Annotated in this window: 19 protein-coding genes; 11 read left to right on the forward strand and 8 right to left on the reverse strand. The window is 42.8% G+C overall.

Going from position 1 to position 26,836, the window contains the following annotated elements; translation table 11 throughout:
• Window positions 1–6: 6 nt before the first annotated feature.
• Genes ORQ98_RS16240 through ORQ98_RS16250 form a run of 3 tightly spaced genes read left to right on the forward strand, consistent with a single transcriptional unit; the run spans window position 7 to window position 3,478 of the window.
• Window positions 7–1,734 carry a tetratricopeptide repeat protein gene (locus ORQ98_RS16240; RefSeq protein ID WP_274689855.1) on the forward strand — a complete coding sequence of 576 codons (1,728 nt, stop codon included), beginning with the start codon at window positions 7–9 and terminating at the stop codon, window positions 1,732–1,734.
• Window positions 1,735–1,789: 55 nt separating this feature from the next.
• Entirely contained in the window at window positions 1,790–2,557 is a 768-nt protein-coding gene (locus ORQ98_RS16245; RefSeq protein ID WP_274689856.1) for a glycosyltransferase, read from the forward strand.
• 9 nt (window positions 2,558–2,566) lie between these two features.
• Entirely contained in the window at window positions 2,567–3,478 is a 912-nt protein-coding gene (locus ORQ98_RS16250) for a methionyl-tRNA formyltransferase (RefSeq protein WP_274689857.1), read from the forward strand.
• 31 nt (window positions 3,479–3,509) lie between these two features.
• Here ORQ98_RS16250 and ORQ98_RS16255 read toward each other — a convergent pair whose 3' ends face one another.
• The 8 genes from ORQ98_RS16255 to ORQ98_RS16290 form a co-directional block, all read right to left on the reverse strand.
• The gene (locus ORQ98_RS16255; RefSeq protein WP_274689858.1) at window positions 3,510–4,247 is read right to left on the reverse strand and encodes a substrate-binding periplasmic protein; all 738 of its coding nucleotides are present in this window, start codon (window positions 4,245–4,247) and stop codon (window positions 3,510–3,512) included.
• Between the two features lie 83 nt (window positions 4,248–4,330).
• Window positions 4,331–5,419 carry a DegT/DnrJ/EryC1/StrS family aminotransferase gene (locus ORQ98_RS16260; protein WP_274689859.1) on the reverse strand — a complete coding sequence of 363 codons (1,089 nt, stop codon included), beginning with the start codon at window positions 5,417–5,419 and terminating at the stop codon, window positions 4,331–4,333.
• Between the two features lie 9 nt (window positions 5,420–5,428).
• The gene (locus tag ORQ98_RS16265) at window positions 5,429–6,385 is read right to left on the reverse strand and encodes a dTDP-glucose 4,6-dehydratase (RefSeq protein ID WP_274689860.1); all 957 of its coding nucleotides are present in this window, start codon (window positions 6,383–6,385) and stop codon (window positions 5,429–5,431) included.
• A 6-nt stretch (window positions 6,386–6,391) separates the two neighbouring features.
• Entirely contained in the window at window positions 6,392–7,375 is a 984-nt protein-coding gene (locus ORQ98_RS16270; RefSeq protein WP_274689861.1) for a Gfo/Idh/MocA family protein, read from the reverse strand.
• Between the two features lie 4 nt (window positions 7,376–7,379).
• Window positions 7,380–7,886 carry an acyltransferase gene (locus tag ORQ98_RS16275; protein ID WP_274689862.1) on the reverse strand — a complete coding sequence of 169 codons (507 nt, stop codon included), beginning with the start codon at window positions 7,884–7,886 and terminating at the stop codon, window positions 7,380–7,382.
• A gap of 161 nt (window positions 7,887–8,047) precedes the next feature.
• Window positions 8,048–9,235 (reverse strand): DegT/DnrJ/EryC1/StrS family aminotransferase, encoded by a 1,188-nt coding sequence (locus ORQ98_RS16280; RefSeq protein WP_274689863.1) that lies wholly within the window; start codon window positions 9,233–9,235, stop codon window positions 8,048–8,050.
• A complete protein-coding gene (locus ORQ98_RS16285; protein ID WP_274689864.1) occupies window positions 9,232–10,983 on the reverse strand; it encodes a tetratricopeptide repeat protein in 1,752 nt (583 codons plus the stop codon). The genes ORQ98_RS16280 and ORQ98_RS16285 overlap by 4 nt, the downstream gene beginning before the upstream one ends.
• 88 nt (window positions 10,984–11,071) lie before the next feature.
• A complete protein-coding gene (locus tag ORQ98_RS16290) occupies window positions 11,072–13,267 on the reverse strand; it encodes a flagellin N-terminal helical domain-containing protein (protein WP_274689865.1) in 2,196 nt (731 codons plus the stop codon).
• Window positions 13,268–14,126: 859 nt separating this feature from the next.
• Here ORQ98_RS16290 and ORQ98_RS16295 point away from each other — a divergent pair.
• From ORQ98_RS16295 to ORQ98_RS16330, 8 genes are all read left to right on the forward strand, one after another.
• On the forward strand, window positions 14,127–16,202 hold the full coding sequence (locus ORQ98_RS16295; RefSeq protein ID WP_274689866.1) for a flagellin N-terminal helical domain-containing protein: 2,076 nt from the start codon (window positions 14,127–14,129) through the stop codon (window positions 16,200–16,202).
• Between the two features lie 559 nt (window positions 16,203–16,761).
• Entirely contained in the window at window positions 16,762–18,858 is a 2,097-nt protein-coding gene (locus ORQ98_RS16300) for a flagellin N-terminal helical domain-containing protein (protein ID WP_274689867.1), read from the forward strand.
• A gap of 385 nt (window positions 18,859–19,243) precedes the next feature.
• Window positions 19,244–21,298, forward strand: coding sequence for a flagellin N-terminal helical domain-containing protein (locus ORQ98_RS16305; protein ID WP_274689868.1), 2,055 nt, complete (start codon window positions 19,244–19,246; stop codon window positions 21,296–21,298).
• Window positions 21,299–21,392: 94 nt separating this feature from the next.
• Window positions 21,393–21,836 carry a flagellar protein FlaG gene (locus ORQ98_RS16310; RefSeq protein WP_274689869.1) on the forward strand — a complete coding sequence of 148 codons (444 nt, stop codon included), beginning with the start codon at window positions 21,393–21,395 and terminating at the stop codon, window positions 21,834–21,836.
• Window positions 21,837–22,010: 174 nt separating this feature from the next.
• Entirely contained in the window at window positions 22,011–24,008 is a 1,998-nt protein-coding gene (gene fliD / locus ORQ98_RS16315; protein WP_274689870.1) for a flagellar filament capping protein FliD, read from the forward strand.
• 22 nt (window positions 24,009–24,030) lie between these two features.
• Window positions 24,031–24,438, forward strand: coding sequence for a flagellar export chaperone FliS (gene fliS / locus ORQ98_RS16320; RefSeq protein WP_274689871.1), 408 nt, complete (start codon window positions 24,031–24,033; stop codon window positions 24,436–24,438).
• Window positions 24,439–24,552: 114 nt separating this feature from the next.
• Entirely contained in the window at window positions 24,553–24,867 is a 315-nt protein-coding gene (locus tag ORQ98_RS16325) for a hypothetical protein (RefSeq protein WP_274689872.1), read from the forward strand.
• A 464-nt stretch (window positions 24,868–25,331) separates the two neighbouring features.
• A complete protein-coding gene (locus ORQ98_RS16330; RefSeq protein WP_274689893.1) occupies window positions 25,332–26,801 on the forward strand; it encodes a sigma-54 dependent transcriptional regulator in 1,470 nt (489 codons plus the stop codon).
• The last annotated feature ends 35 nt before the right edge of the window (window positions 26,802–26,836 follow it).

Here is a 26,836-nt window from a genome sequence, read left to right on the forward strand (position 1 = left end):
CACATTATGTCTGTCGTCAGTGATCCACAGGACTTGGAGCAATTTGAAACAGCTGTAAAGTTAATGCAGCAAAATCAATTAAATGAAGCCAAAAGACTATTAGTTCAGTTATTGGAAAAAAATCCGGCCAATGCAGCTGTACAGCATAAATTGGCTGAAATTTATTTGGCAATTGAGCAATATGATACGGCATTACCCTATCTTTTAGATGCTGTTCAACATGAACCAAGTAATGCGTATTATTTATATCGACTTGGCTATCTGATGTTAAAAATGGGGCATACTGATCAAGCGATAAAGTCGTTAACCCTTGCCACAAAAATAGATCCAACTCTGGCAGAACCTTATTCATTACTGGGAACGATTTATCAGAATCAGGGTAAAGACCAAGAGGCATTGCAATGCTATCTAGCTAAAGCAGAGGAAATGCAAATCCCTGAGATCTTTGAAGCAATTGGCCAGCTTTATCAAAAGCAAGAACAATTCAGTCAAGCCCAAACTTATTACACGAAAGCACTTGAGTTGCGACCGGACATGACAACTGCTCAAACTAGCTTGGCCAGTGCTTTAGTTGATCAGCTACTGCATGAGTGCCGTTATGATTCTGCAACGGCAGCTACTGTCCGTTCGCTTTGTCAGCAACAAGCAAACTCATCTCTGGTCAAACGAACCTTAGCTAACCTTGAAGGGCTAGAAGGTAACTCAGCTAATGCAATTCAGTATTACCGGGAGGCGCTTGAGTTAAAACCGGATGACAATACGATACGGGCTAACTTGGCAATCACCTTATTACGGAGTGGTTATTATCAAGAAGGTTGGTCAGACTTACGTTGGCGGCAAGATTTATCCTCTCATGATCATGGATTTATTAGTAAAACCATTGCTGGGGTGTTAGCACCTCAATGGCAAGGTGAGCAAAAACCAGGCATGACATTATTAGTCACTTCTGAGCAGGGAGTGGGTGATCAAGTATTGCATGTACAACACTTGGTACCTTTACTGAAAGCAGGTATTAATATAGTACTGACTTGCAATGTAAAACTAGTGAGTTTGTTCCAACACTCTTTTCCTGAAATAACCGTGTTACCTGATAACGAGCCAGTTCCCACTGATTTACAAAGCCGCATTGATGCCCAGGTTTTTTTATTGGATGTGCCTTATTTGGTTAAGTTGGATCTACCTAATTATCACGCGCCCAAGCACTACATAAAAGCCCATCCAGAATTAACCAAACAGTTTCGTCAGGACATGATTAAAAATAATAGCCAGGCTCAATATCATATTGGTATTGCCTGGCAAAGTAGCAGTGGGTCTTCGGGAGCTGGCAAGTCAATTGCACTGCAAAAGCTAGTACCATTATTGAGAATACCTAACTGCCAGTTTGTCAGTATTCAGTATGGTGATGCGGTACAAGCTGCATTGGCATTAGAGCCTGGTCTGATATATGTGGATACGACCTTTAATCCATTTGATGATTTGGAAAAGGCTGCTGCTCAAATTGCAGCACTGGATAGAGTGATTGCTGTGTCGAATGCGGCAGTGCACTTAGCGGGTGCTTTAGCTATTCCTACTTGGGTGATGACACAGTATGTACCCTTATGGCATTGGTTTGAAAAAAGAGAAGATAGCCCTTGGTATTCCAGTGTGCGGTTATTTCGGCAGCCGAATCATGGTGACTGGGAGAGTGTCATTCAGCGGGTTTGCAATGAATTGCAACATTTAACTACAGATTAATTCTGGCTGGCCGATATCAATATAAATAGTATTCACTTAATGAGGAAGTGTTGATATGATCCGGGTATTTATCGGTTATGACCGCGCTGAAGCGGCTGCATTTAATGTCCTTTCTCATAGTATTCATACGCATGCGTCACAACCGGTGTCAATAACGCCATTAATGTTGAGTCAGTTGCACAATACCTTTACGCGTGAGAGAGACCCTCTGCAGTCCACTGATTTTTCTTTTTCTCGCTTTTTAGTACCTTATTTATGTAACTACCAAGGCTGGGCGATTTTTATGGATTGCGACATGATAGTGAAGGAGGATATTAATAAGCTGTGGTCGCTTCGTGATAGTCGCTTTGCTGTACAAGTGGTGAAACATTGTCATGAGCCAGCAAACCAGCGAAAATTTTTAAATCATGTGCAGACTCGCTATCAAAAGAAAAACTGGTCCAGTGTCATGTTGTTTAATTGTGAGCGCTGTAAAGCATTAACACCTGATTATGTCAATCAAGCCTCTGGATTAGCGCTGCACCAATTTAAGTGGTTAGGGACAGATGATTTAATTGGTGAATTACCCCGTCGTTGGAACCATTTAGTTGGTTATGATGCCGCCAATGAAGATATTGCACTGTTACATTATACAGAAGGAGGCCCTTATTTTGACGAGTACCAGCAATGTGAGTATGCAGAGGACTGGTTTGCTGCCCGTGACCGTATGTTATTTGTAGCACAGGGAGTGCGGGCTGCAAAGCTAAAAAAACATAAAACAGATAAGCACTATTCACATGATCGTCATAAAACAGAAGCAGCTTATTCCCTAAAAGGACAATAAAAATAGAGGATGTCGAAAAAGATTCTGTTATTAGCCAGTAAACTGCTAGGTTTGCAAGTATGTAATCAGTTATTTCAATGCCAAACAAATGAACAACTAATTGTTATCACTTTTACCGATCAACATGACTCCCGCTCATGTTTTACTGATTTTCAGCAATTTACCAACGATCACGGAATTGAGCTCATAGTTGTTGCCAATCAACAAGAAACTAATGACTGGATTACAGCGTTGCAACCTGATTTATGTTTGGTAGTAGGCTGGTATTGGCTGATCCCTGAGCCAATATTGCGTCAGGTACCGATGGGGTTTATTGGTTTACATAATTCACTACTGCCAAAGTACCGTGGTGGCTCACCTTTAGTATGGACATTGATTAACGGCGACTCCTATGCAGGCTTTTCATTTTTTTCGTTAACAGCTGGAATCGATGATGGGCCAGTTTGGGCCCAAGACAAAATCGCAATCAAAGAAAGTGATACCATTGCAGATTGTCTGGCCATTTTGTCAGAAAAAGCAGTAGAAGTGCTTGCCCGAATTTACCCGCAAATTATTTCAGGTCAGTTGCAACCACAACCACAAAAGCACGAGCAGGCCAGTTATTGTGGACTGCGGCGACCAGCAGATGGACTGATCAATTGGCATTGGTCAGCCACTCAAATTAACAACTTTATCAGAGCTCAAAGCCAACCTTATCCGGGCGCATTCACTGAGGTCGACAGTAAACGAGTGGTTATTTGGCAGGCGCAACAGTTTTCTTACCCTTATTACGCAGTACCAGGGCAAGTATTATTGATTGAAGGTGATCAAGTGACAATAGGTTGTGGTGATAATACGGCAATAATTGTCAATCAAGTAGAGGTTAATGAGCAACTGTTGCCTGCAAGTGAAATTTTCAAGTCAATTAAGCAGCGGCTGTAATAGGCTCATATGCTGTTTCTTATGAAAATACTCATTGGAACAAGTCGTTTATCGCTTCTGTTAAACGCTGATCTTTGAAAACTTGCTCGAAAGACTGGTCGTAATCATCAATGATTTTTTTAATGCCAGGCATTTTTTTCGACCAACATACATAGATATAACCATTTTTGAAATCTGGGCCTGCACTTGCAAGCTCATACTTTAGTTTAGGAAACTTATTTCTATATTGATATTTCAGTACTAATGGGTTTTCAAGGATTAGATCTACTCTTTTATATTCAATTAATTCAAAAAGTTGTGCTATCGAATCAACCTCAACTAAAAAGGTCTTTTTTTCTTTAATTGAGTTTATTAGTGTATCACTTAATGCAAAATGTCGAATTACTCCTACTGTCAGGCTTTCTAAGTCTGACGGACTCTTTACAAGAATTTTTTCGGATTGTTTTTTTATAAAGTGGGGACCAGCATCAAGCATTTTTTTGGTAAAATAGTAATAGGCTTCTCGCTCTTTAGTATGCCAACAGCCCAACAAAGCATGGTATTTACCTGCTTTGGTAAGCGCTAAAGCTCTCGCCCATGGTAAAAAGTCTACTGTGAGTGAATGCCCTAGCGGCTTAAGCGTTTCTTTGACTATATAAGTAAGTATCCCATCATTTTCAACTTTAGGAGAGTAAAAAGGAGGCCAGTCTGAAGTGGCTACTCTAATTCTTTCAGCGTATATGCTATAAGATAGCAACAAACAAACTAATAGTGTGATAACAGGTTTCATACTCTTTCTCCTTATACTGTAAACTTAAGTAGAAAAAGGACGTATTTAAAAGGCTAAAATGATATTTGATTAGGCGGGTCCAATCAGAGGTGCCATTTAATGGCATCTACAACTTGGTCAACTGGTGCATCTTTAAAGCAGGGGAGAGTAATCGTATGGTTTTGTAGTTGTTCAGCGTTAGGCTGAACGCTATGGTATTTATGTTGATAGTAGGTGGTTGCGCTTAAACAATAGGTACCTAAAGTCGTTTCTATCTGCTGTTCCCTTAATGAAAATACTAAATGATCACGGCTAATCGTTTCAGGTACTTGGAATACGACAGACTGACAATTAAAAGTAACGTTACTATCTACAGTTTGGGGGATAAAACCGAGACTGGCTAACTCGCCTATGTAATAGTCCCTAATAGCATTGCGTTGGGTAATAATATCGTTCAGCTTGGGAAGTTGAGCTAAAATCATCGCAGCCTGTAATTCAGATAGCCGATAATTATAACCGGCAGCAATAAAATCTAAGGCTATATTATTTTGATGACTGCAGGCGCCATGGTTAAGTAAAATACTTAATTGTTTGGCCAAGGCGCCATGGTTGGTGGCAATAGCCCCACCTTCACCAGCAGTGATCAATTTTCGAGGATGAAAGCTAAAGCAACTCAGGTCAGCGATTGACCCACAAGGTTGGTTATTTTCACAGCTACCAATGGCACAGGCAGCGTCTTCTATTAACCACAGTTTATGTTGTTGACACCATTGTTTGACATCAAGTAACCCGGAAGGGTTACCAAAGCAACTCACAAAAATTACGGCTTTGGTTCTGGCTGTATATTTATTTTCCAGGTCACTGGATTGCAGATTATAGGTGTGTAAATCAACATCGGCAAAAACCGGGGTGGCACCACAATTTTCTACTACATTGGCTGTCGCGGGAAAAGAAAAATCAGCGATAATAACTTCATCACCTTGACCGATCCCTAATACAGCAAGTGCCGTACTGAGTGCAGTGGTGGCCGAACTGGTGGTGAATGTGTATTGGCAGTTAAGTAGGTTAGCCAGGGCAGCTTCCAGTTGTGCAATATAGTTGCCTTTACTGAACTGGCCTGACTGAAAAATCTCTGCAAATGTTGTTTCAACATCAGAGAGTGATATATAAGGTTTAATTAGCCTGATCATCATGTCTTGCAATTATTTGAGACAGGTATACCATTCGATAGTTTTTGCCAGTCCTTCTTTAAACGGCGTTATCGATGGGTTAATTAAACGATTGAGTTTTTCATTACTGGCCTGATGAGCCATTACATCAGCAGGTCTGGCTGATTTTTTGATAATGTCACCTGTATAATCCATTTGGGTACATAACTCGGTAATGAGTGCTTTGATTGACAGTTGATTGTGGCTGGCAATATTGACGCTGTCACCGGCAGGCAGCACTGAATACAGTTGAATAATGGCATCGATAGTATCTTGCACATAAATAAAGTCTCTGGTTTGTTCGCCACTGCCATGTATTTCAGGCGCTTGCCCGGCTAAAAGTCGGTTAATGGTTAAGGGAATAATACTGGCTAATTGTCCTTGGTGGTTTTGTCTAGGACCATAATTATTAAAAGGTCTAACAATAAAGGCATCCAAATCAAACATGCGAACATAAGCCTCTAGCGCCAAATCGGCAGCCGCCTTTCCTGCTGCGTAGGTTGTGGTAGGGTTGCGTGGGTGTTGCTCATCCATTGGGGCGTATACTGCAGTACCATAAACTTCTGAGGTTGAAAAATGACAAAGGGTTTTAAATTGTTCCTGGCGTAACAGCTCTAATAAATTGATGATGCCATGGGTATTGGTACTAAATGCATCAGCGGGATTAATGAAGGAGTAGTTTAATGCTTTAGTCGCACAGTTAAACACAGTATCTATTGTATATTCATTAAATAGAAATGATAGGGTTGCAGGTATTTCAATGTCGCCTTGTAAAAATACACCACCTTGATTAATGGCTTCATGCAGGTTGGCTGTATTACCTAAAAATAGATTATCAATGGCAATCACTTGTTTTGCGCCTGCTGCTAGCAGCTGATCAACTAAATGGCTACCAATAAATCCTGCACCGCCGGTGACTAAGATAGTTTGATTAACTAGAGAATCTCGCATATTTGCTTAGTTTTTAGTGACTGCTGTGGGAGTGATGGTTGATTGGATTTGTTCACATATTATTGCTGCTGTGAGAGCTTGCTCAACACCTGGGAAGGGGACAGGGTTGCCCTGACAATTAGCAATAAATGTTTTTAATTCTTTCAATAGTGCCTCTTGTGGGGGTACGGCAACTGATTCCACCGTTGCAGAGATAGTATAAGGTTGATGTTCATTTTGAAATACCTGGGTTTGGCGATTAATGACAATTTCTTTCCTTAATAAATCACAGTCAATAAAACGGTCGATACAGGTGGCTTGAATCAGCCGGGTTTTTTTCTCGGTTAAGCGACTGGCTAATACTCTTGAAAAGGCCCCATTTTTATGAATTAAAGTAGCAGAAGCGAAGCCAACTTTGCCGGAAGACTCGATCAAACCATTAGCACGAATTTCAGCGACAGGTCCATTCAGTAGCAATGCCAGGTCAATATCATGGATCATTAAGTCAGATATAACATCCACGTCACTGATTCGTGCACTTAATTTATTGGTACGAAAAAAGTCGATATTGATGACTTGGCCACTGTTTTGAAGAATATTGTTTAACTCAACAATGGCAGGACTAAATCGCTCGATAAAACCAACTTGAATGGTTAACTGGTTTTTATTAGCTAGATAAGCAATGGATTGGATAGACTTAATACTAGCTGCTAAGGGCTTTTCTACAAAGAATTGAGTCACGTACTGACTGCACATTTCAATGTAATAGGTATGGGTCGAGGTGGGGGTGGCAATCACCACTGCATCAATCAGTGGGAGCAGTGCCTGGAGGTCAGTTCCACAACGGGTTTGGTATTGATGGGCCAGTGTCTCCATTCGCTGCTGGTGGGTATCAAAAACGAATACCAGGTCTACTGCGCGGAGCATAGCTAAAATGCGCAAGTGATTTTGGCCCATTTTTCCTAAGCCGAGGAGCCCTATTCGAATTGGAGGCATTGACTGATTCAACACGTTACTACCTTTTATTATCTTTGCACGGTTGACGGTTAACCCGATGACCAGCTTTATCAACATAACCTATATGACGAGCAGGATTACCTATTACCAGAGAAAATGGCGCAACATCATGTGTGACCACGGAACCTGCGGCAATCATGGCATATTCACCAATAGTGATCCCACAGATAAGAGTGGTATTAGCACCAATACTAGCACCAGACAATACGACAGTAGGGCTTACTTGCCACTCCTGATTGAACGCTCGTGGCACTTTGTCATTGGTAAAACACACATGGGGGCCAATAAATACATCGTCATAAATAGTGACGCCATAAAAAATTGAAACGCTATTTTGAATTTTGCAGCCGTTGCCAATTATTACATCGTGGTCAATATAGACATCTTTACCAATAGTACAGTGGTTGCCAATTCGGGCATTTTCACGAATTTGGGTATTGATCCAGATGTTACAGTTTTCACCAATCATTGCCCGTTCATCAATAATAGCCGTTTTATCAATCATGATACCCTTCGCGAATCATTGGTGGACGGTTACATTTTTAGTGAGCTTGAATTTATCGGTAATACCATCAGTCATATTGAAGCCAGATACAATATCCGAGCCAGAAGTAGCAAAGTGTTGTTTTGATTCGGTCATTTACAATAGTCAGTGGTTAATAATGATTATCGGCTGGTGGATTTAATTACTTTAACGATTTGATCAATGACTGCCGCTTCTAGATAAGGGTGCATGGGTAGACTGAACAGGGTATTGGCTAGCTGTTCAGCCATTGGTAGATCACCGGGTTGATAACCTAAATAGTGAAAAGCCGGTTGTAAGTGTAGGGGAATAGGGTAGTAAATTTGGTAAGGTATTTTATTCATTTTAAGGGCGTTGCAAATGGCAGAGCGTTGATCCTGCTGTTTTGCTTTGACGGTAAATTGTGCCCAGGCACTTTGCTTTTGACTTTCATTCGATGGGGTGTTGATGCCCTGGGTCGCTAAGTTAATATGTTTACATGCGGTTTGATAATAGTCGGCAATTCTTTGCCGTTGTTGCAGCTCTTGAGGAAAAATAGTTAGTTTTTCAAGTAAAATAGCTGCTTGTAGTGTATCTAAGCGACTATTGAGGCCTATTTGGATATGCTCCGCGCGGGTTGGTCCCTGCCCGTGAAGGTGAATAGAACGCAATGTTGAAGCTAATTTCTCGTTATTGGTAAATAAAGCCCCTCCATCCCCATAGCAACCTAAAGGCTTGGTTGGAAAAAAAGAAGTGGTTGTAATATCACTCGCGAGGCTACCGACTTTTTGCTTATTTATGCTGGCACCAAAACTTTGGGCGGCATCAGCAATGACAAATAAATTATATTGGTGAGCCAGCTGATTAATAGCTGAATAATGACAGGGTAGGCCGAATAAATCCACCGTAATAATACCAGCAACGCGCGGTTTATCTGGCAGCTGTTGTTGAAGTGATTTAGGTAGCAACTGTTGTTGATTATAAAAATCAGTAATTACTACTTCCAGCTGAGTGGCATCTAAATTAAAGTCATCTGGATTTACATCGCAAAATAGCGGAATTCCACCAACTAATGCAATCGCCTCCGCAGTTGCAAAAAAACTATAAGGGGTCGTGATAATCACATCCCCAGGCTTCACTTGCAATGCATAAAGAGCCAAGATCAAGGCATCAGTGCCTGATGCACAGCTAATGACGTGTTCTACTTGACAATAATCAGCCAGCTGTCGCTCCAGCTCAGAAACTTCAGGCCCTAAAATATAATGGTTATGATTCAGTACATCAGAAATGCGTTGGTTAAGTTGATCTTTAATAATAGCTTGTTGTGCTTTTAGGTCAATAAATGGAATCATGTTTGTTGGCTGATTGACAGAAAATGCTGGCAGTATATCTGGGCACATCGCTGTTGATTGGCAAATAACTCATTAATTAAATGCTGGTTAAGCTGACTGGCTTGTTGGTATTGGTGCGGATCGGTAGCCAGGTGTAACGCAATAGCCTGATATTCGTTAACATTAGTTGCAATTGACTGATAAAAAGCGACTGTCGTAATATTCGCCGGAAAGTAGGTGTTAATTAATGCATCAATTGTAGGGTAATAACTAACATAATTTGGTTGATTAAACATCACCACTGGCTTTTCTGCTGCCATACTTTCTAGAAGTGAATAACCGCTTCCACAGGGGAATGAATCGAGAAAAATATCAATAACCTGGCAATATAATTTCGAGTTTACCCACCCTACATAATGGCAGCGGTGAGCAACTCCGCGTTCGCTAAAAACCTGTTCAATGGTTGGGTCCAGCTCTCGGCCTGTAAATAAATAACCGGCGTCCGGGTTAGCTGTTAAAATGTCGGCAATACAATTTAGAAACAGTGGGTCATTGAGCTTTTCTTCTCGGGCAATAGTGCCGTATAAACAAGCATAGGGATACTGATGACGTAGTTGTTTTGCAGTAGCGGTTTGGGTTTCATCAAACCAATTAGTTGATGACAGTGTGCCACCATGCCACTGGATGCCATTGTGTTCGAAGGTTTCATCCACATGCATACTCGATACATAGCCATCAATATCAGGCAAAGAGAAACCGTGGAATTTCATCGTCCACCAAATTTGGGTTTTGGCTAGGCGTAAACCAAATGCAAATGACATTTCAGGCACAGAGGTTACCCAGACCAGGGTTTGATAGCCCTGAGTATATAAATAAGATTTTAAGAAAGCATAACGGGCAGAGCGGGGCATTTGAGGGTGCTCAGTTTCAACCTCTATTATTGGCACCTTGAGCGCTTGTAATTGGTTGACCATATCGGTGTTGTGGTCGGCGATAGTAATTACCATCGGGCTAATTAAGGGCGTTGCTAATTGCTGATGACCAGCCAAAAAGCTAATAAGTGCTTCCACATGGGCGAGGGTGCTGCTGGTATGTAAAATAAAGACGATTTTAGGTAAATTATGTTCAGCTAGTGGGTTGCCCGCTGACCAGTTTTCACCTGCAATCATTTCATCAACGGTTTTTCGATAACGTTGACCTGCTTCATGTAATTGGTTTTTCCAGCACTTAAATGCCTGTTCAAAATGTGTTTCCGATTCTTCCCGTTTGACATAGTGCTGGTAAATATAACCTTCCAGAAAAAAAGCTAAGTCATAGTGATCATGTTGAGCTGCTGTCAGCAAGATAGGCAACGCATAATTTTCAAAGATGGCTGTTAGCCACTCCATTGGCTCGGCTTTATTAAATGCCAATTTATCAAAGGTGAGTTTGATTAAATTACCCATTTCGGGTTTTAACTCAGGTCTCATCCATTGGATTAACGTATTAGCTAACGGTTTTAAATACTGATCAGCATGGCTACGTTGCTTTCCTACTAGTGCACACAGGTTATAAATAGCATCAGAATTACTTGGGTTAGCAAGCATGGCCTTGGCAAAGTAGTCCATTGCCTCATAAGTATTACCTTGCAAGGCAGCAATAACGGCAGCAATATTCAGTGCCTTATCATTATTGGGCTGTTGTAATAATACCGGCTGAATGGTAGCCAGTGCGTCATTATATTGCTGCTGACGGACTAACTGCTCGGCTTGTTGAATAATATGATCCATATATCCTTCAAGAGCCCAATTATTAGTATAAAGCGTTTATTGTAGTTAGCATCATGCTCCTTTTGTATGACTATTTTGTTATACGCCATTAGCCTTGTAATAATTGTAATACCTGCTGTGGTAGAGCATTAGCCTGTGACAGCATGGCAATACCCGCCTGTTGTAGTACTTGGGTTCTGGCCAGCTCGGCGGTTTCTGCTGCAAAATCGGCATCTTTTATCCGTGAATTAGCAGCAGATAAGTTCTCTGCTGCAATGGCCTGGTTGGATACTGTCGATTCAAAACGGTTTTGAATCGCACCTAAGTTAGACCGTTGTAAATTAATAGATTGTAACGCATGGTCAACTGACTCTAGTGCAGTGAGTGCGCCCTCTACCGTTGAGATATCGATGTCTTGAAGAAACTGACCTGTTTCGGCGCCGCCAAAAGTGCCTGCTTGTAATCCATGATTAGTCAATCCATTTGCATTATTGCTGGTTAGGGTTATAGGGGCTGCGGAGTTAAGCCTGATTGATGACTCATAAGTACCGGCGGTACCTGCAGCAAGCCCGGTATTGACTAAACCTGTTGACGCTGGGGTTAAAGGGGTTCCCGCCGTTGGGAACGTGATTGTTATATTTCTACCATCTTCAGCAAATAATTGAACTCCACCGGTATCACTGCCTGTATCAACAGCGGTGACTCCTGTTTGGCCAGAAATAGCATTGATCGCGTTAACTACGGCAAATCGGCTCGCCTCAGAATCAGTGGTTGTATTAATAGTGGACGTTTGAACGCCATTAATGGTGAGTACGCCACTGGTTGCCGCAGCAGTCATAGTACTGCCATTCACTAAATTAGGGTTAGGCGTCGCAGTCACGCCTGTTCGCTCACTGACTTTGTTGATAGCAGCCGCTTTAGTGATAGCGCTGCTGCCTTTATCCTGACTAGAGGCAGTATCATCCAAAGGGTTACCAGCAGGGACGGGAACATCATTGATGACAAGATCGCCATCATTAAGCGTCGGGGCTGCCTGCTTTCCTGCTGTGCCCGAGTCACCATCTATTGCCGCGAGTGAGGAAAGGAACGCGCCTGTTCCTGGGTAGGTGCCTTCTGCCAGGCCAACATTTTGATTCAGCTGGCCACTCGTGCCTTGTTCGATTTTAATGGGGGTGCCATCTTTGGATATTAAGGTAAAGCCACCTGATGCTGACGCTCCGGAAGACGCAGCAGTAATGGCAGCTGCACTGGTAATATCAGCCGTGGTACCGACATTCGCGGCTCCTCCGATAGTAGGCATGCCGGTAGCGGCGGAAGTGACATTATCGCCACCACTATTATTGTAAATAAGCGTTATGTTTCTGCCATCCGCCGCTTCCAATACGATACCGGAGGCATCTTGTCCAGTATTGGTGGCTACCACCCCCGTTTGATTAGAAAAGGCATTAATAGCCGTTACCACCGCCTCGCGATTAGAGTCGGTTGATAAATTAGCGCTGGTGGCTAGGGTAATGGTGACTCCATTCAGCAAAATATCACCTGCAGTTGTCACCGCGGGGGTTGTCTGGTTGGTTCCTTCAACAGAGTTGGTTAATACTTCTGCTGTAACGCCTGTTTCATCAGACTTGGAGTTAATTGCAGCGACTTTAGAGATGGCACTGGCACTTTTGTTGGCTACTGATGCGGTATCAGAAGTGGATTTTGAGCTGGGAATTGGCACCCCGTTAATTAATAAATCCCCTTGAGCTATGCCGGTACTGGTACCGCGAGCACTGACACCAACTTCTTCAGAAGCACCTAGTTGATCAACCCTTGCGCCTTCAATGTTAAAAGCGATATTTTCCCCTTCATTGGCCCCAATTTGAAAAGTGACTTCCGTAAAGGTGCCATCTAGTAGCTGGGTGCCGTTATAGTTAGTTTGCTCAGAAACTCGTTGAATTTCTTTTTTCAGTTGTTGTACTTCGGCATTGAGTGCTTCACGGTCTTCAGCGCTGTTGGTGGCATTAGCCGCTTGTAAGGCCAGATCACGAATCCGTAATAAATTATCTTTCATGGCACTTAATGCACCCTCGGCAATTTGTGCAAGGGAAACTCCATCATTGGCATTGCGAATAGCTACATTAAGTCCTCGCACCTGGGTATCAAAGCGGGTAGAAATGGATAGCCCGGCAGCATCATCTCTGGCACTGTTAATCCGTAAACCAGAAGATAACCGTTGCAAAGCAGTGGCATTGGCTGACTGGGAAGAATTTAAATGACGCTGGGCATTTAACGACGCAATATTGGTATTAATGACTTGTGGCATCACTGCTCTCCTTGTCTATACCTAAAGCAAACTGTTTTTACTAATAAACAGCCCTGTTTTAGATATATTTATGACCCGTGACTCACCGCCCTATAAAGTCATATTGACATGGTTATAGTGCAGCTGTATTAGGTTAATCTCTGGCCTCTCGTAGGCAATACATGACTCACTACACGTTATACAAGGGGTATGCCAAGGGATAATTCACCTGCCTTATAAATCAAAATAAGTCTTATAAATCAAATAGCTGATTTTATTTTACGTGAAACTATCAGGAAAATAGAAGCCTGTTAGTGGCAGAATTTTGCCACTAATAAACTGAGTTTTAAGAACCAAAAAATGTAATAAAAAATTAAACTTTTTATTAATTAAGCCGTTAAGGGAATTGTCAATAATGTTGATGTTAGGTGAAATAAATAGAAAGAATAATAACAAGCTAATAATAAAAACTTAATATTAAAAAAGTGACTTATTCTGTCGCGATTAAGTTACTGTTTTATTTTGCTCCACTAACCTTATTAGTAAGGCTGGTGGCGCACTTATTTTCTCTATAAAAATGTGCCACTTATTATCCCGTGAGGATAATGCTCACAAGTTTTATCCCCTTAGCCCAACCTTCTCTTAGATGAAGGTGTTGTAAAGGTGATCCAAACCAAGTTCCTTCTCCCCCTTGGGGGAGAAGGTTAGGATGAGGGGGTGGCATAAGCTAGTAGCTCTAAAATTAAACCCTCACCCCAGCCCTCTCCCAAAGGGAGAGGGGGCTAAAAATGCCTTTTGTGACGGAGAGAGATTTAATCTAAGTACTAAAGCAGTGAGCAAAGCCTCTCGATCAGCAGGGTAGTATGATCAGAGGTGACTTATGGTACAGGTCATTAATACCAATATTGCTTCGTTAGTGGCGCAGCGCAATTTAGATCGTGCTGATCGGTTGCAGAGTACTGCGTTGGAGCGATTATCATCAGGGCTGCGGATTAATGGTGCCAAGGACGATGCGGCGGGATTTGCTATTGCCATTCGCTTTGATAGCAAAATCCGCAGTACGTCTGTCGCCATTCAAAATGCCAACAATGGTATTTCCCTTTCTCAAACCGCTGAAGGCGCGTTGGGCTCGATAACGGAAAACCTACAACGCATTCGCGAACTAGCCCTTCAGTCGGCCAATACCAATAACACGGAGGTGGATCGAGGCGCGTTAAATGAAGAAGCTAAACAACTGATTGCCGAAATCCAAAGTGTTGCTGTAAATACAGATTTCAACGGCAAAAAATTATTGGATGGCTCTTTTTCCACTACGTTATTTCAAACCGGGCCGGATATTGGGGAAACCATCCCCATCGATATCGTGAAAGCGACCACTGACAGTTTAGGCAGTGCCTTAACAGATGGTATTTCTTCAACTCGGCCTGCCACTGTCACAGCCTCTTTATCGGGTGATTTACTGCTTAATGGGTTTTCAGTGGGTGCATCCAGCTCGGTAGATGATAACCTGTCCAGCGTGTCTAAAGATGCCAGTGCGGTTGCTAAGGCTGCTGCCATTAATAAAGTCACTAACCAAACGAATGTCAGCGCGACAGTGAATGCCAATAGCGTAGGTTATACCGGGGCGACAGCAACTAATGCGACAGTCAACGGCGGCATTAAAATTAATGGTGTATCCATATCAGTTGCAACCAATACTGCACTATCAGCCGATGTTAACCGGGCGGCTGTCGTTACGGCTCTTAATAATGTGAGTGGCCAGACCGGAGTCAAAGCCATTGATACGGGTAATACCACTACCGGCATTACATTGGAAGCCAGTGATGGTCGCAATATCCAATATGATGATAATGCTTCCGGGTTGGCAGCGGCTGTCGGAGTAGGGCAGGCAGGTGCCGCCACTACCTATGTAGGGACATTTAGTTTGGTATCAACCAATGGTAAGGAATTTACCGTTGATTTTGGCCGTTCAGAAATCGGCAATAATATTTTTGGCCTTAATGTAGGGACGTTTAGTGGTGGTAATAGTGGTGCTGTCAGCCAGCGGCTGGTGAGCAGTACCTTAAATGTGGGGGATTTAGTGATTAATGGAACCGCTGTGGGGCAGTCATTAGCCAGTTCTGATAATGCATCGTCAAGTACAAATGCAGGCAGCGCTATTGCTAAAGCAGCGGCAATTAATTCAGTCAGCACTCAAACTGGTGTGACGGCTCAAGCACTTTCCACCATTGTTTATGGTGGTGCAATTACAACGGGTAATACCCGTAATGAATCCATCCAAATAAATGGCGTTACTATCAATATTTCATTTAATGCTGCCGATAGTGCCAGCACGATTGTGAATAATGTGATTACAGCCGTTAATAACAGCCAGGGCACAACAGGCGTAACAGCAGAAACCTTTGGTACTTCATTTCGTTTAGTAGCACAAGATGGCCGGAATATTATTTTGGAAAATGAATCGGCGAATATTGGCGAAGCAGGTTTTGGTGCTGCAACACTATTTTTTAATAATGCCCAAGCGGCTCCTGTTTTATTGTTGTCTGCGGGTAAAATTGCGTTGACCACTAATACCGGTTCTATCGCTAATTCTGGTTTTAGGGTGGGTAATTTCGGTAATGTATTATCAGGGCAGTTAGTGAAAGATATTGATTTAACCACCAGCACAGGGGCGAACGACGCGATAACTGCAATCGATAATGCCCTTGACCAAATTGCCCTTCAGCAATCCCGATTAGGGGCTTTTCAAAATCGGTTTCAATCGGCTATTGATAATTTATCTATTTTTAATGAAACCCAAACCACCGCATTATCACGGATTCGTGATGCCGACTTTGCGGCCGAAACGGCTAATTTATCCAAGGCATTGGTATTACAACAAGCGGGAATTTCCGTACTGGCCCAGGCCAATGCCAGACCGCAGCAGGTGTTAGAGTTACTGCAAGCGGCAGAGTAAAAACAAACCCTCCTAACCAAGGGGATTTCGCAAAACTGTTTCCCCCTTTAATAAAGGAGGCTGTCGCGAAAGCTGTTCCCCCCTTTGATAAAGGGGGGCTAGGGGGGATTTAAATGGACTAGGGTTATAAACCGTCTTTGCCTTATTTGTATATAAAAATCCCCCTCAATCCCCCTTTTACAAAGGGGGAAGTTGGATTGTGCTATCGTTCTAATGCCCCTGTTTTTGACAACAGTTTTAGAATACCCTGTTACTTCATATTTATTCACCAATACCCTTTTGCAACAGCCTCAAAGGGGGAAGCTGTATTCCTAATCCTCCATATGCGACAACCATCCATATGTAGCTGAAGAACCCTCTACACCCAGCAATCAACCCTATATGACATTCAGTTATCAAAAAATATGAAGTAATTTTGTATTTTTTGTTAAAGAAATCACATTGATCGCCGTTAACTCAATCAGACAGGTGAGTCGCGATCCATTCAGCAAGCTGCTGGGACCTCGCGCCGACCCTCTGACCATAACCAAGTGATTGGTGATGTAACGGGAGATCAAGCATGCCCCAGATAATAAATACCAATATTGCTTCGCTGAATGCCCAGCGGAACTTAGACTCTTCTCAAGCAGCAACAGACCTATCCCTTCAACGACTATCCTCAGGTCTGCGAATTAATAGCGCAAAAGATGATGCCGCTGGATTAGCCATATCTACACGCTTTGATTCGCAAATTCGGGGTACCTCAGTTGCCATTAGGAACTCCAACGATGGGATTTCACTCGCTCAAACCGCAGAAGGTGCTTTAGCATCAATCACTTCAAGCTTGCAGCGGATACGTGAGTTGGCCCTGCAATCAGCCAATGGCAGTAATACCGACGTTGACCGAGTAGCACTTAACGAAGAAGTGCAGCAATTGGTTACTGAAATACAAAATGTTGCGGAAAAAACCAATTTTAATGGGACCAAGTTACTTGATGGATCATTTGATAATACCCTGTTTCAAACCGGGGCCAACTTGGGTGACACTATTGATGTAAGCATTGCTAAAGTAACAACAAATAGTTTAGGGAGCTCATTAGTTGATGGGGTTTCCTCAACTAGAACAGCTCCTGCCAATAACTCTGCTTTAAATGCAGGAGACTTAGTGATTAATGGTGTGGCTATCAGTGCATCTAGTGGAGCGGATGATAGCTTCTCTACAGTGAGTCAAGACCAGAGCTCAATAGCTAAGGCTGCAGTAATTAACCGAGCTTCTGAACAAACCGGTGTTACTGCCCGAGTTAATGCTAATGTCGTTGGATACTCAGGCGTTGCTGCTACAAATGCAACAGTTGCTGCTGGTGCATCTATAAAAATAAATGGAGTTGTAATAAAAGTTTCAGCTGATACCAACCTTGATGCTGATACTAACAGAGAGGCAACAATTGCTTCTATTAACGCTGTGTCAGCACAAACAGGAGTAAGGGGTGTCAATACAGGAGATGCTAATACAGGGATTACTTTAATCGCTGATGATGGTAGGAATATTGCCTATGACGATAATGGCTCAGGTATTGCGGCTGCAGTAGGTTTAAGTGATGGTGCCGCAGGTACAGATACTTACACTGGTACTTTCACCTTAATATCTAGAGATGGTAGTGATATTCAGCTTAATACTAATAATGCTACCAACGGTAATGGAGGCATAGATAATGCTGGCCTACAGGTTGGTACTTTTAGTGGCGTAAATAGTGGACTTCTAGGTAGAGAGTTAACAACAGCTGCGCTTGTAACTGGTGACCTTGTGATTAATGGGGTGGCTATAGGTCCCTCCTTAGTTGTGGATGACACGGCTTCAACTGTTAACAAGGATGGTAGTGCTATAGCTAAATCAGCCGCAATAAATAGAGTTTCTTCTCAAACTGGAGTAATAGCTCAGACAGCTGCTACTCAAGTATTTGGTGAGGCTATTACAGCGGGTAATGATCGGACTGAAAGCATAAAAATAAATGATGTGTTGATCAGTGTCTCTTTTGGTGCAGCTGATACAGTTGGTGATATTCAAGCTGCAGTAATTACAGCTGTAAATAGTAAGTCGGGCCAAACAGGCGTCAGAGCTGAAGCGTTTGGTCAGTCTTTTCGCTTAATTGCAGACGATGGCCGTAATATTAGACTTGATACTGGGTCAGGTAACGTTGCTGATGCAGGGTTTGGAGCCAATATAGCTGGTGCTGGTACAACTCACTTAGGGTCAATTAACTTACTATCAGCGGGTAAAATTGAGCTGACATCTAATACGGCTTCTGGTGGAATTACTAAGTCAGGATTTGAGGTTGGTACCTATGGTAATGGTGATGATGGTCAATTAGTGAAGGATATTGACATATCATCAGTTGAAGGGGCGAATGAAGCGATTGTATCGGTGGAAAATGCCTTACAACAAATATCTTCCCAACAAGCCCAGTTAGGTGCAATCCAAAACCGGTTCTTATCAACCATCAATAACCTATCAATTAGTAATGAAAACCTGTCAGCTGCTAACTCTCGGATTCGAGATGCGGACTTTGCGGCAGAAACCGCTGAACTATCAAGAGCGCAGGTACTACAACAAGCAGGTATCTCAGTGCTGGCTCAAGCCAACGCAAGACCACAGCAGGTGTTATCACTTCTACAGTAATAACTAAATAATAAAATAACAGCCGGCCTTGAATATTCAAGGCCGGTTTTAAGCTCAAGGAAAAAAATAATTAGTTTAATCAATAACCGTTTTAAAAAATTAATAAAAATAGTCTTATTTAATTAATGATTAATAAATGTAAGTAAATAAGAGGAGATAGAGTAGAACCCAAAACACTGTAAATCATTGAGAAGTAAATATAAAAATTGATGATGTAGGTTAATTAATATTGATGATGTTTTTAATTACTAAAACATCTAAAATATTTTTTCCTTATTGCCGCTAACCAACTCAGGAAGGTTAGCCGCGACACTTCAGTCACCTGCTGAGACATCGCGTAGGCCCTCTGACCTGGAATTGTTAGAGGTTAATAAGGAGAACAAGCATGCCTCAGATCATTAATACGAATATTGCTTCTATCATGGCACGTCGTAACTTGGACACCTCACAAGCTGCTCAAGACCAAGCGCTACAGCGGCTGTCATCAGGCTTACGAATTAACAGTGCCAGAGACGATGCTGCGGGTTTAGCCATTTCTTCTCGACTAGATGCACAAATACGAGGAACCTCGGTGGCCATACGTAATGCAAATGATGGAATTTCTTTAGCCCAAACAGCGGAAGGGGCATTGGGGTCTATCAGCTCGAACTTACAACGGATTCGTGACCTGGCATTGCAATCAGCTAATGGCAGTAACACCAGCATTGACCGAGAAGCCTTAAATGCCGAGGTCAAACAGTTGGTCACTGAAATTCAAAATGTGGCGGAAAAAACCAACTTTAACGGCAAAAAACTACTGGATGGTACCTTTGATGGCTCTATTTTCCAAACGGGAGCCAATCTCGGGGATACCATTGGGGTGAGTGTCTCCAAAGCAACCACAGATAGTTTAGGCAGCGCTATAGAAGCAGGTATTTCCTCTAATATTGTTGCGGCTAACGCATTAGCAGCTGGTGACCTGGTAATTAATGGCATTGCCGTAGGTGCGTCGTCAGGGGTGGATGATGGTTTTTCAACAAGTTCTCAAGCGGAAAGTGCAATTGCAAAGGCTGCAGCAGTCAATAGAGTCTCAGATCAAACCGGTGTGATTGCTAAAGTTGATGGTACCACTGTTGCTGGGACAACTTACACATCGACTGATAAAAATGGTGGGATTTCGATTAATGGGCTGTCCATAGAGGTAGCCACTGACGCTAGTTTGTCTGCGCAAGCTAACCTTCAAAGTGTTGTTAATGCCATAAATGAAAAGTCAGGTCAGACTGGTGTGGTTGCTTCTTTTGATGGCAACGCTACAACCGGTATTACCCTAACGGCAGCTGATGGTCGCAATATTGTTTTGGCAGATGGAGCAATTGCAACGAATGCTGTTGGGCTAGCAGCTGCTGGTACCTCAATTGGGACATATTCGTTAATTTCTCGTGATGGTACTGATATTTCTCTGGATACAACAACAGGCAGTATTGATAACGCGGGTTTTGAGGTAGGTACTTATAGTGGCGTTAATAGTGGTGTGGCTGGCGATAATGTGACTAACGCAGCATTGGCTACTGGTGATTTGGTCATAAATGGTGTGGCAGTAGGACCATCACTTGACTCTTATGATACCGCCTCAGTTGATGTTGGTGGCAATGAAAAAGCGGAAAGTGCAATTGCTAAAGCGGCGGCTATTAACTTAGTTAGTGAACAAACTGGCGTAACAGCAAAGGCTAATCAAACAATAGTAGTGAGTGATGCTATTACAGACCCCGCAGCAAACAAATCGGGAAGTGTTGTTATCAATGGTGTATCAATCAATATATCTTATGTGGACGATGACACAATTAGTGACGTTCAAAATATTGTTGTGACAGCCATTAATAATGCATCAGGGCAAACTGGGGTTAGAGCAGAAGCATTTGGGTCAAATAGATTTAGGCTTATTGCGGAAGATGGTCGAAATATCCAAACAGGTGCTTTGACAACCATAGGCGCTGAGACTGGATTTGCTAACAGTTTGGCTGCTAATACCACCAACTTTAGCTCTGTGGCATTGTTCTCAGGAGACAAAATAGAGCTAAGCAGTAACACTGGAAGTATAGGCAGTGCAGGTTTTCAAGTTGGTACTTTCGGCGGTGGCCTGGATGGCCAGCTACTCAAAGATGTTGATATTACGACAGTGGATGGAGCCAACAAAGCTATACAATCGGTAGACAATGCTCTCCAGCAAATCTCTAAACAACAAGCAGACTTAGGGGCTATTCAAAACCGATTCCAGTCTGCCATCAGTAACTTAACCATTAATAGTGAAAATTTATCTGCTGCCAATTCGCGGATTAAGGATGCGGACTTTGCGGCAGAAACTGCTGAGCTCTCACGAGCCCAGGTATTACAACAGGCTGGTATTTCGATACTGGCGCAGGCTAACGCCAGGCCGCAGCAGGTTTTATCTCTACTACAGTAGTGACGTTGCTACAGTAATAGAGGTCGACTTAGCTGTGGGCCGACACCGGGAAACTGGTGTCGGCTTTGGTGTTTGAGAGGTGATGAGGTGAGATATGAAAGAGGTTGATCTGACATCGCCTACCTTGAGAATGGAGGCTGTAACAACCAAGCCTAGTTCATTGCCCCCCCAGGTGGCGGCGAGTACCAAGGAAGTGAGTGAAACAAGGAAGGCTGCAAGTGTGAAGCAGGATGTAAGCCCTAGTCATGCTGAACGTGCTGTTAATATCAATACGGGTGATGCAAAGGAGTTGCAATCATCACAACAGCAAAAGCGGCAGCAAGTTGAACTGGCAGTTACCAAGCTGAATGAGTTCGTTCAGGCTCAGCAGCGAGACCTTCGTTTTGATATGGATTCTGCTTCGGGCAGAACTGTAATCACGGTAGTCGATAGAAAATCAGAAGAGGTAGTCAGACAAATACCAGATGAGTTGGCATTAAAGTTGGCGCAAAGCTTGAATGTTGAAGATGATATTCACTTGTTGAATATACGAGCTTGAAGCATTCATAGCTGATAAAGGCATTCTGCAAAGTGTCTGCAGCAAGTAGCTTGCTTATAGGCTTATTACAAATGGCTTGATAAGAAGGGTAAAGTTTTGCCGCTAATTGCCGCTTTAATGAGTAAGCTTAGTAAGTTCCTCCTGATAGAACGTGGGTTTAAATAGGTAGCAGCCATGGCAGGTATTTCATCCATCGGTATAGGATCAGGGGTATTAACCAGTGACTTGATTGATAAGCTGGTTGCCGTTGAAAAAGAGCCCGCTGATAAGCGTTTGACCAGCCGGGAAAACACCCTGAATACTCAACTATCAGAGTTTGGACGAGTGCAAAGTGCGTTGGTTGATTTACGCTTAGCTTCGCGTTCATTAGACTCGATGGCCGATGTGCTTGCTGTTAAAGCTTCAACTACCTCCTCAGCATTTTCAGCAACGGCTTCTTCCGACGCACCGTTGGGGCAGTTTTCAATAGAGGTCACTCAATTAGCTCAAGCCCACTCACTCGCTTCTAGTGTATTCACCAATAAAACCGATACGATTGGCACCGGTACCCTCAGTATTACCGTGGGCACTACCACAAAAAATATTACTATCAATAGCAGTAACAACACCCTAGAAGGTATTCGAGATGCGGTCAATGCAGAAACGGGGCTGGATGTTTCTGCCAGTGTACTGGATACCGGTTCAGGCTTTCAGCTGGTATTTAATGCCACTCAAACCGGGCTGGCAAATGACATTACCATCAATGTAACCGATGACGATAGCAACAATACCGATACCAATGGTTTGTCCCAGCTAGTGTTTAATGGCACCACCAATAATTTAACCGAAACCGTGCAAGCCAAAGATGCCAATTTAAAAGTGAATGGCATCAGCATCACCCGCTCATCTAATACCGTATCTGATGCGATTGAAGGGGTAACATTAAACCTAACTGGCACCAATACAGGCGCTGCTTCCAGCTTATCAATCACTCGTGATGAAGCAACTATCGTTGATCGAGTGCAGGAATTTGTCGATAAATTCAACGCTTATCAAACCCTGGTCAATGAATTGACGGCGTTTAATCCTGACACCTTGGAAGCGGGGGTGCTAATTGGTGATTCGACTTTACGGAGTATTACTGCCCAAACCCGAGATATTCTGAGTGGGGTAGTTAAAGGGTTAGAAACAGCCAATATTCGAAGCCTGGCTGATATTGGTATTAGTACTCAAGTGTCTGCCTCAGCAGGTTCAAATGATGGCGGCACCTTAATTTTTGATAGCGTTAAATTTAAAACAAAATTAGCAGAGTCACCTGATGATGTGGTGGGGCTGTTTGCTAGCCAAGGCCGTACCTCTGATAATCAGGTGAAATTCTTATCCAATACCGGTGCCACCCAAAAAGGTACCTATGCCATTAATATTACGACGGCAGCGACACAAGGAAATTTAAATGGCACGGTAGCATTGGGTGGCTCAACAACCATTGATGGAAATAACGATACCCTTAAAGTCAACATCGATGGCACTGAAACGGCTGAGTTAACTCTTGCACCTGGTAGTTATTCGCCAACCCAGCTAGCAGCAGAAATTCAAAGTAAAATTAATGCCGATAATAATTTAATAAATGCAGGTAAAACGGTGTCTGTGACAGTGGATGGTTCTAATCAGCTGGTGATTACCTCTAATACTTTTGGTACCACATCTACTGTTGAAATAACGCAAGTTGATACGAATACGGCGGCGCAGCTGGGACTATCAGTAGGTACCGGTACGGCAGGAGTAAATGTAGCAGGCACGATTAACGGCAAAACTGCCACAGGCTCTGGCAAAGTACTGACGGCGGCAGTGGGAGATGACGCTGAAGGTATTCGCTTGGAAGTCAGTGGTACCACCACCGGTGACCGAGGTACAGTCACATTTATTTCCGGTGTAGCGGATCAATTAATTGATAAGGTGACTTCATTTTTAGCTTCAGATGGTGCTGTGACCACCAAAACCAATTCATTAACTGAAAGTTTGGATGATATTGCTGATGAAAGGGTCAAACTAGATGAACGGGTTGAAGCCTTTAGAAAACAGTTGGAAACCCAGTTTACTGCAGCAGATATTCAAATTGCTAAGCTTAAAAATACCCAGGACTTTATCAAATCCCAATTGGATGCGTTAGTAGCTAGTAGTAAGAGTGATTGATAACGAGAGAATGAGGTGATCGATGAATGCATATAATCAACTGAAGCAATATCAGGCAGTGAATCGGGAGACGGGCATTATCGATGCAGACCCACATAAACTGATTCAATTATTAATTGATGGTGCTTTAGAACGTTTACTGACTGCTAAAGGTCATATTGAGCGGCAAGAAATTGAAGAAAAAAATCGCTTTATCAATAAAGCCATTGAGATTATTGGTGGGCTGAGAAGCTTTCTTAATAAAGAGCAAGGCGGTGAAGTGGCTGAAAACCTTTTTAGCCTTTATGAGTACATGGAATTCCGCTTATTTGAAGCTAATGCCTCTAATAGCCCAGAGCTGGTTGAAGAAGTGATTACATTATTAAGAGAAGTGAAAACCGGTTGGGATGGTATTCGTGAACAAGTGGCCCAGCCAACGGCAGTCGGTTAATCATATACAACGCAATACTTTGATAATTATGAAAATATCAGTTATTGCCGTTGATTGATAAGCGCTTTTTTCATTTTATGGATTAATATAGGTAACGCTCACAAACTGTACTTAATGATGAAAAATAATCGTCCATTACCAGCTGTTTTACAGCTTAGCCAATTACATGACCAGTTACAGGTTATTGTTAAGCAACAAACCTGGGAACAGTTTGAGGTAGTTGATCAGCAGTGTCGTGAGATATTGTCTCAGTTAACAATCAAGGCTCCCCAATCCACTGAAGTTGTTACTGTGCTTCGCCAGCTGTATCAAGGCTATCAAGAGGCCATTAGCCAGTATGAGCAATATAAACAACAATTAGCTAGCCAATTACAGCGATGTCAACAAGGTATTGTTGGAGTAACTGCTTACCGTCAAATTCAAAATTAATCTGCATTTAGCTTTTAATCGCTGTCTTTCAAACGGTTTAAAACAATCTTCTTTATATCTGACCCTTTGGCACTATCTATCTAAACTTTAGCACTAGCTATGGTTTTTAGCTCGTAAAAGCCTGTCTGGTTGTTATGTTGGTATTATCCAAGCCACTGTCAAGAATTAACCTCACTATCATGATTGCAATATGTCAATTAGATGAAGGTTGCTAGCACAAACCGGTTAAATCGATTATAAATGTGAATCATGTCACTTTAGCGGGAATGCCTGTCATAAATTTGACCAATCTCACATTTCTGACTTTACTGAGGTAAGCATCGCTTGGTCATCCGACGATGATATTACCAAACGGTCTTTCAAGCGAGTTTGGTATTTTCTGCAATAATAAAGCTGTTGCAAAAGGTGTTGCGCATAATCGCTTTGTGACAGCTTCTAATAATGAAAGTCGAGCGGAAGTGGGTATGTGGCGAGAAATCAAAGTCTTGCTAATTGATGATAATGCCAATCGTCGGCACGAAATGAAGGTCATCCTGGAGTTCTTAGGAGAAGACTTTATTGCTTTGGATTCCAGTCATTGGTTGCAGGCGTTAAAAGAGCAGGATGTTAACCCTGAAGGTATCGCTGGGTTATTATTGGGCGATTGCCATAGCCCTTTGGAGTCGATGATTGCTGATATCCAAAAATGGTATGGCGGTATAGCCGTATTATTAATTGGTGAACAATCGCTGTCAGAAGCCTGTGATCCAGACTTGAAACGGCAAGTGATCGCGACGATTGATTACCCGCCCAGCTATAACAAGCTACTGGATAGCCTGCATCGTTCTCAGGTTTTTCACGAGCAATATCAGCTTAGTCGTCATCATGGTCGTAGCCAGCAGCGAGAAATTCAGTTGTTCCGCAGCTTAGTTGGCACCAGCCGGAAGGTACAACAGGTGAGGGAGATGATGGCTCAGGTGGCGGATAAGGATGTCAGTGTACTGATCACCGGGGAGTCTGGAACCGGTAAAGAAGTGGTTGCACGAAACCTGCATTATAACTCCCATCGCCGCAATGGCCCTTTTGTACCTGTCAACTGTGGTGCCATCCCTGGTGAGTTACTGGAAAGCGAATTATTTGGCCATGAAAAAGGCGCATTTACTGGGGCCATTTCTACTCGTATTGGACGGTTTGAACTGGCACAGGGAGGCACGCTGTTTCTAGATGAAATTGGTGATATGCCTCTGCATATGCAAGTGAAAATACTACGGGTGTTGCAGGAAAAATATTTTGAGCGAGTAGGGGGCAATAAAACCATTACCACAGATGTACGCATTATAGCAGCCACCCATAAGAATCTAGAAGACATGATTCAGGATGGCGGGTTTCGTGAAGACTTGTATTATCGGTTAAATGTTTTCCCCATTGATATGCCACCCCTTCGAGAACGTGTGGAAGATATACCGCTGCTGTTGAATGAGTTAATTGCCCGGTTGGAAAATGAAAAGCGCGGTTCAATCCGATTTAATTCCGCGGCGATTATGTCGTTGTGTCGTCATGAATGGCACGGTAATGTCCGAGAGTTAGCAAATTTGGTTGAGCGCTTAGCCATTATGCATCCCTATGGTGTTATTGGCGTACAGGAATTACCCAAAAAATACCGGCATATTGATGAGCATGATGAAAATACTAAAGATGTGGTAGACATGTTTCCCCAACAGATCGAAACCGTCGGTTTAGTTGGCTTGGATACGCCCGCCTTATTACCTGTGAATGGTTTGGATTTAAAAGACTACCTGACTAACCTGGAAAAAAGCTTAATTAAACAAGCCCTGGATGATAGTAATGGGGTTGTTGCTCGGGCTGCTGAGCGGTTGCATATTCGCCGAACCACCTTGGTAGAAAAAATGCGAAAATACGGTTTGCAACGTCGTGAATCCATGTCAGGGAATTGACTGCAATTTGTTTTGGTCAGCTAACCTATTGATTT

The sequence above is a fragment of the Spartinivicinus poritis genome, from assembly GCF_028858535.1.
In the GTDB taxonomy this organism is placed as follows: Bacteria; Pseudomonadota; Gammaproteobacteria; order Pseudomonadales; family Zooshikellaceae; genus Spartinivicinus; species Spartinivicinus poritis.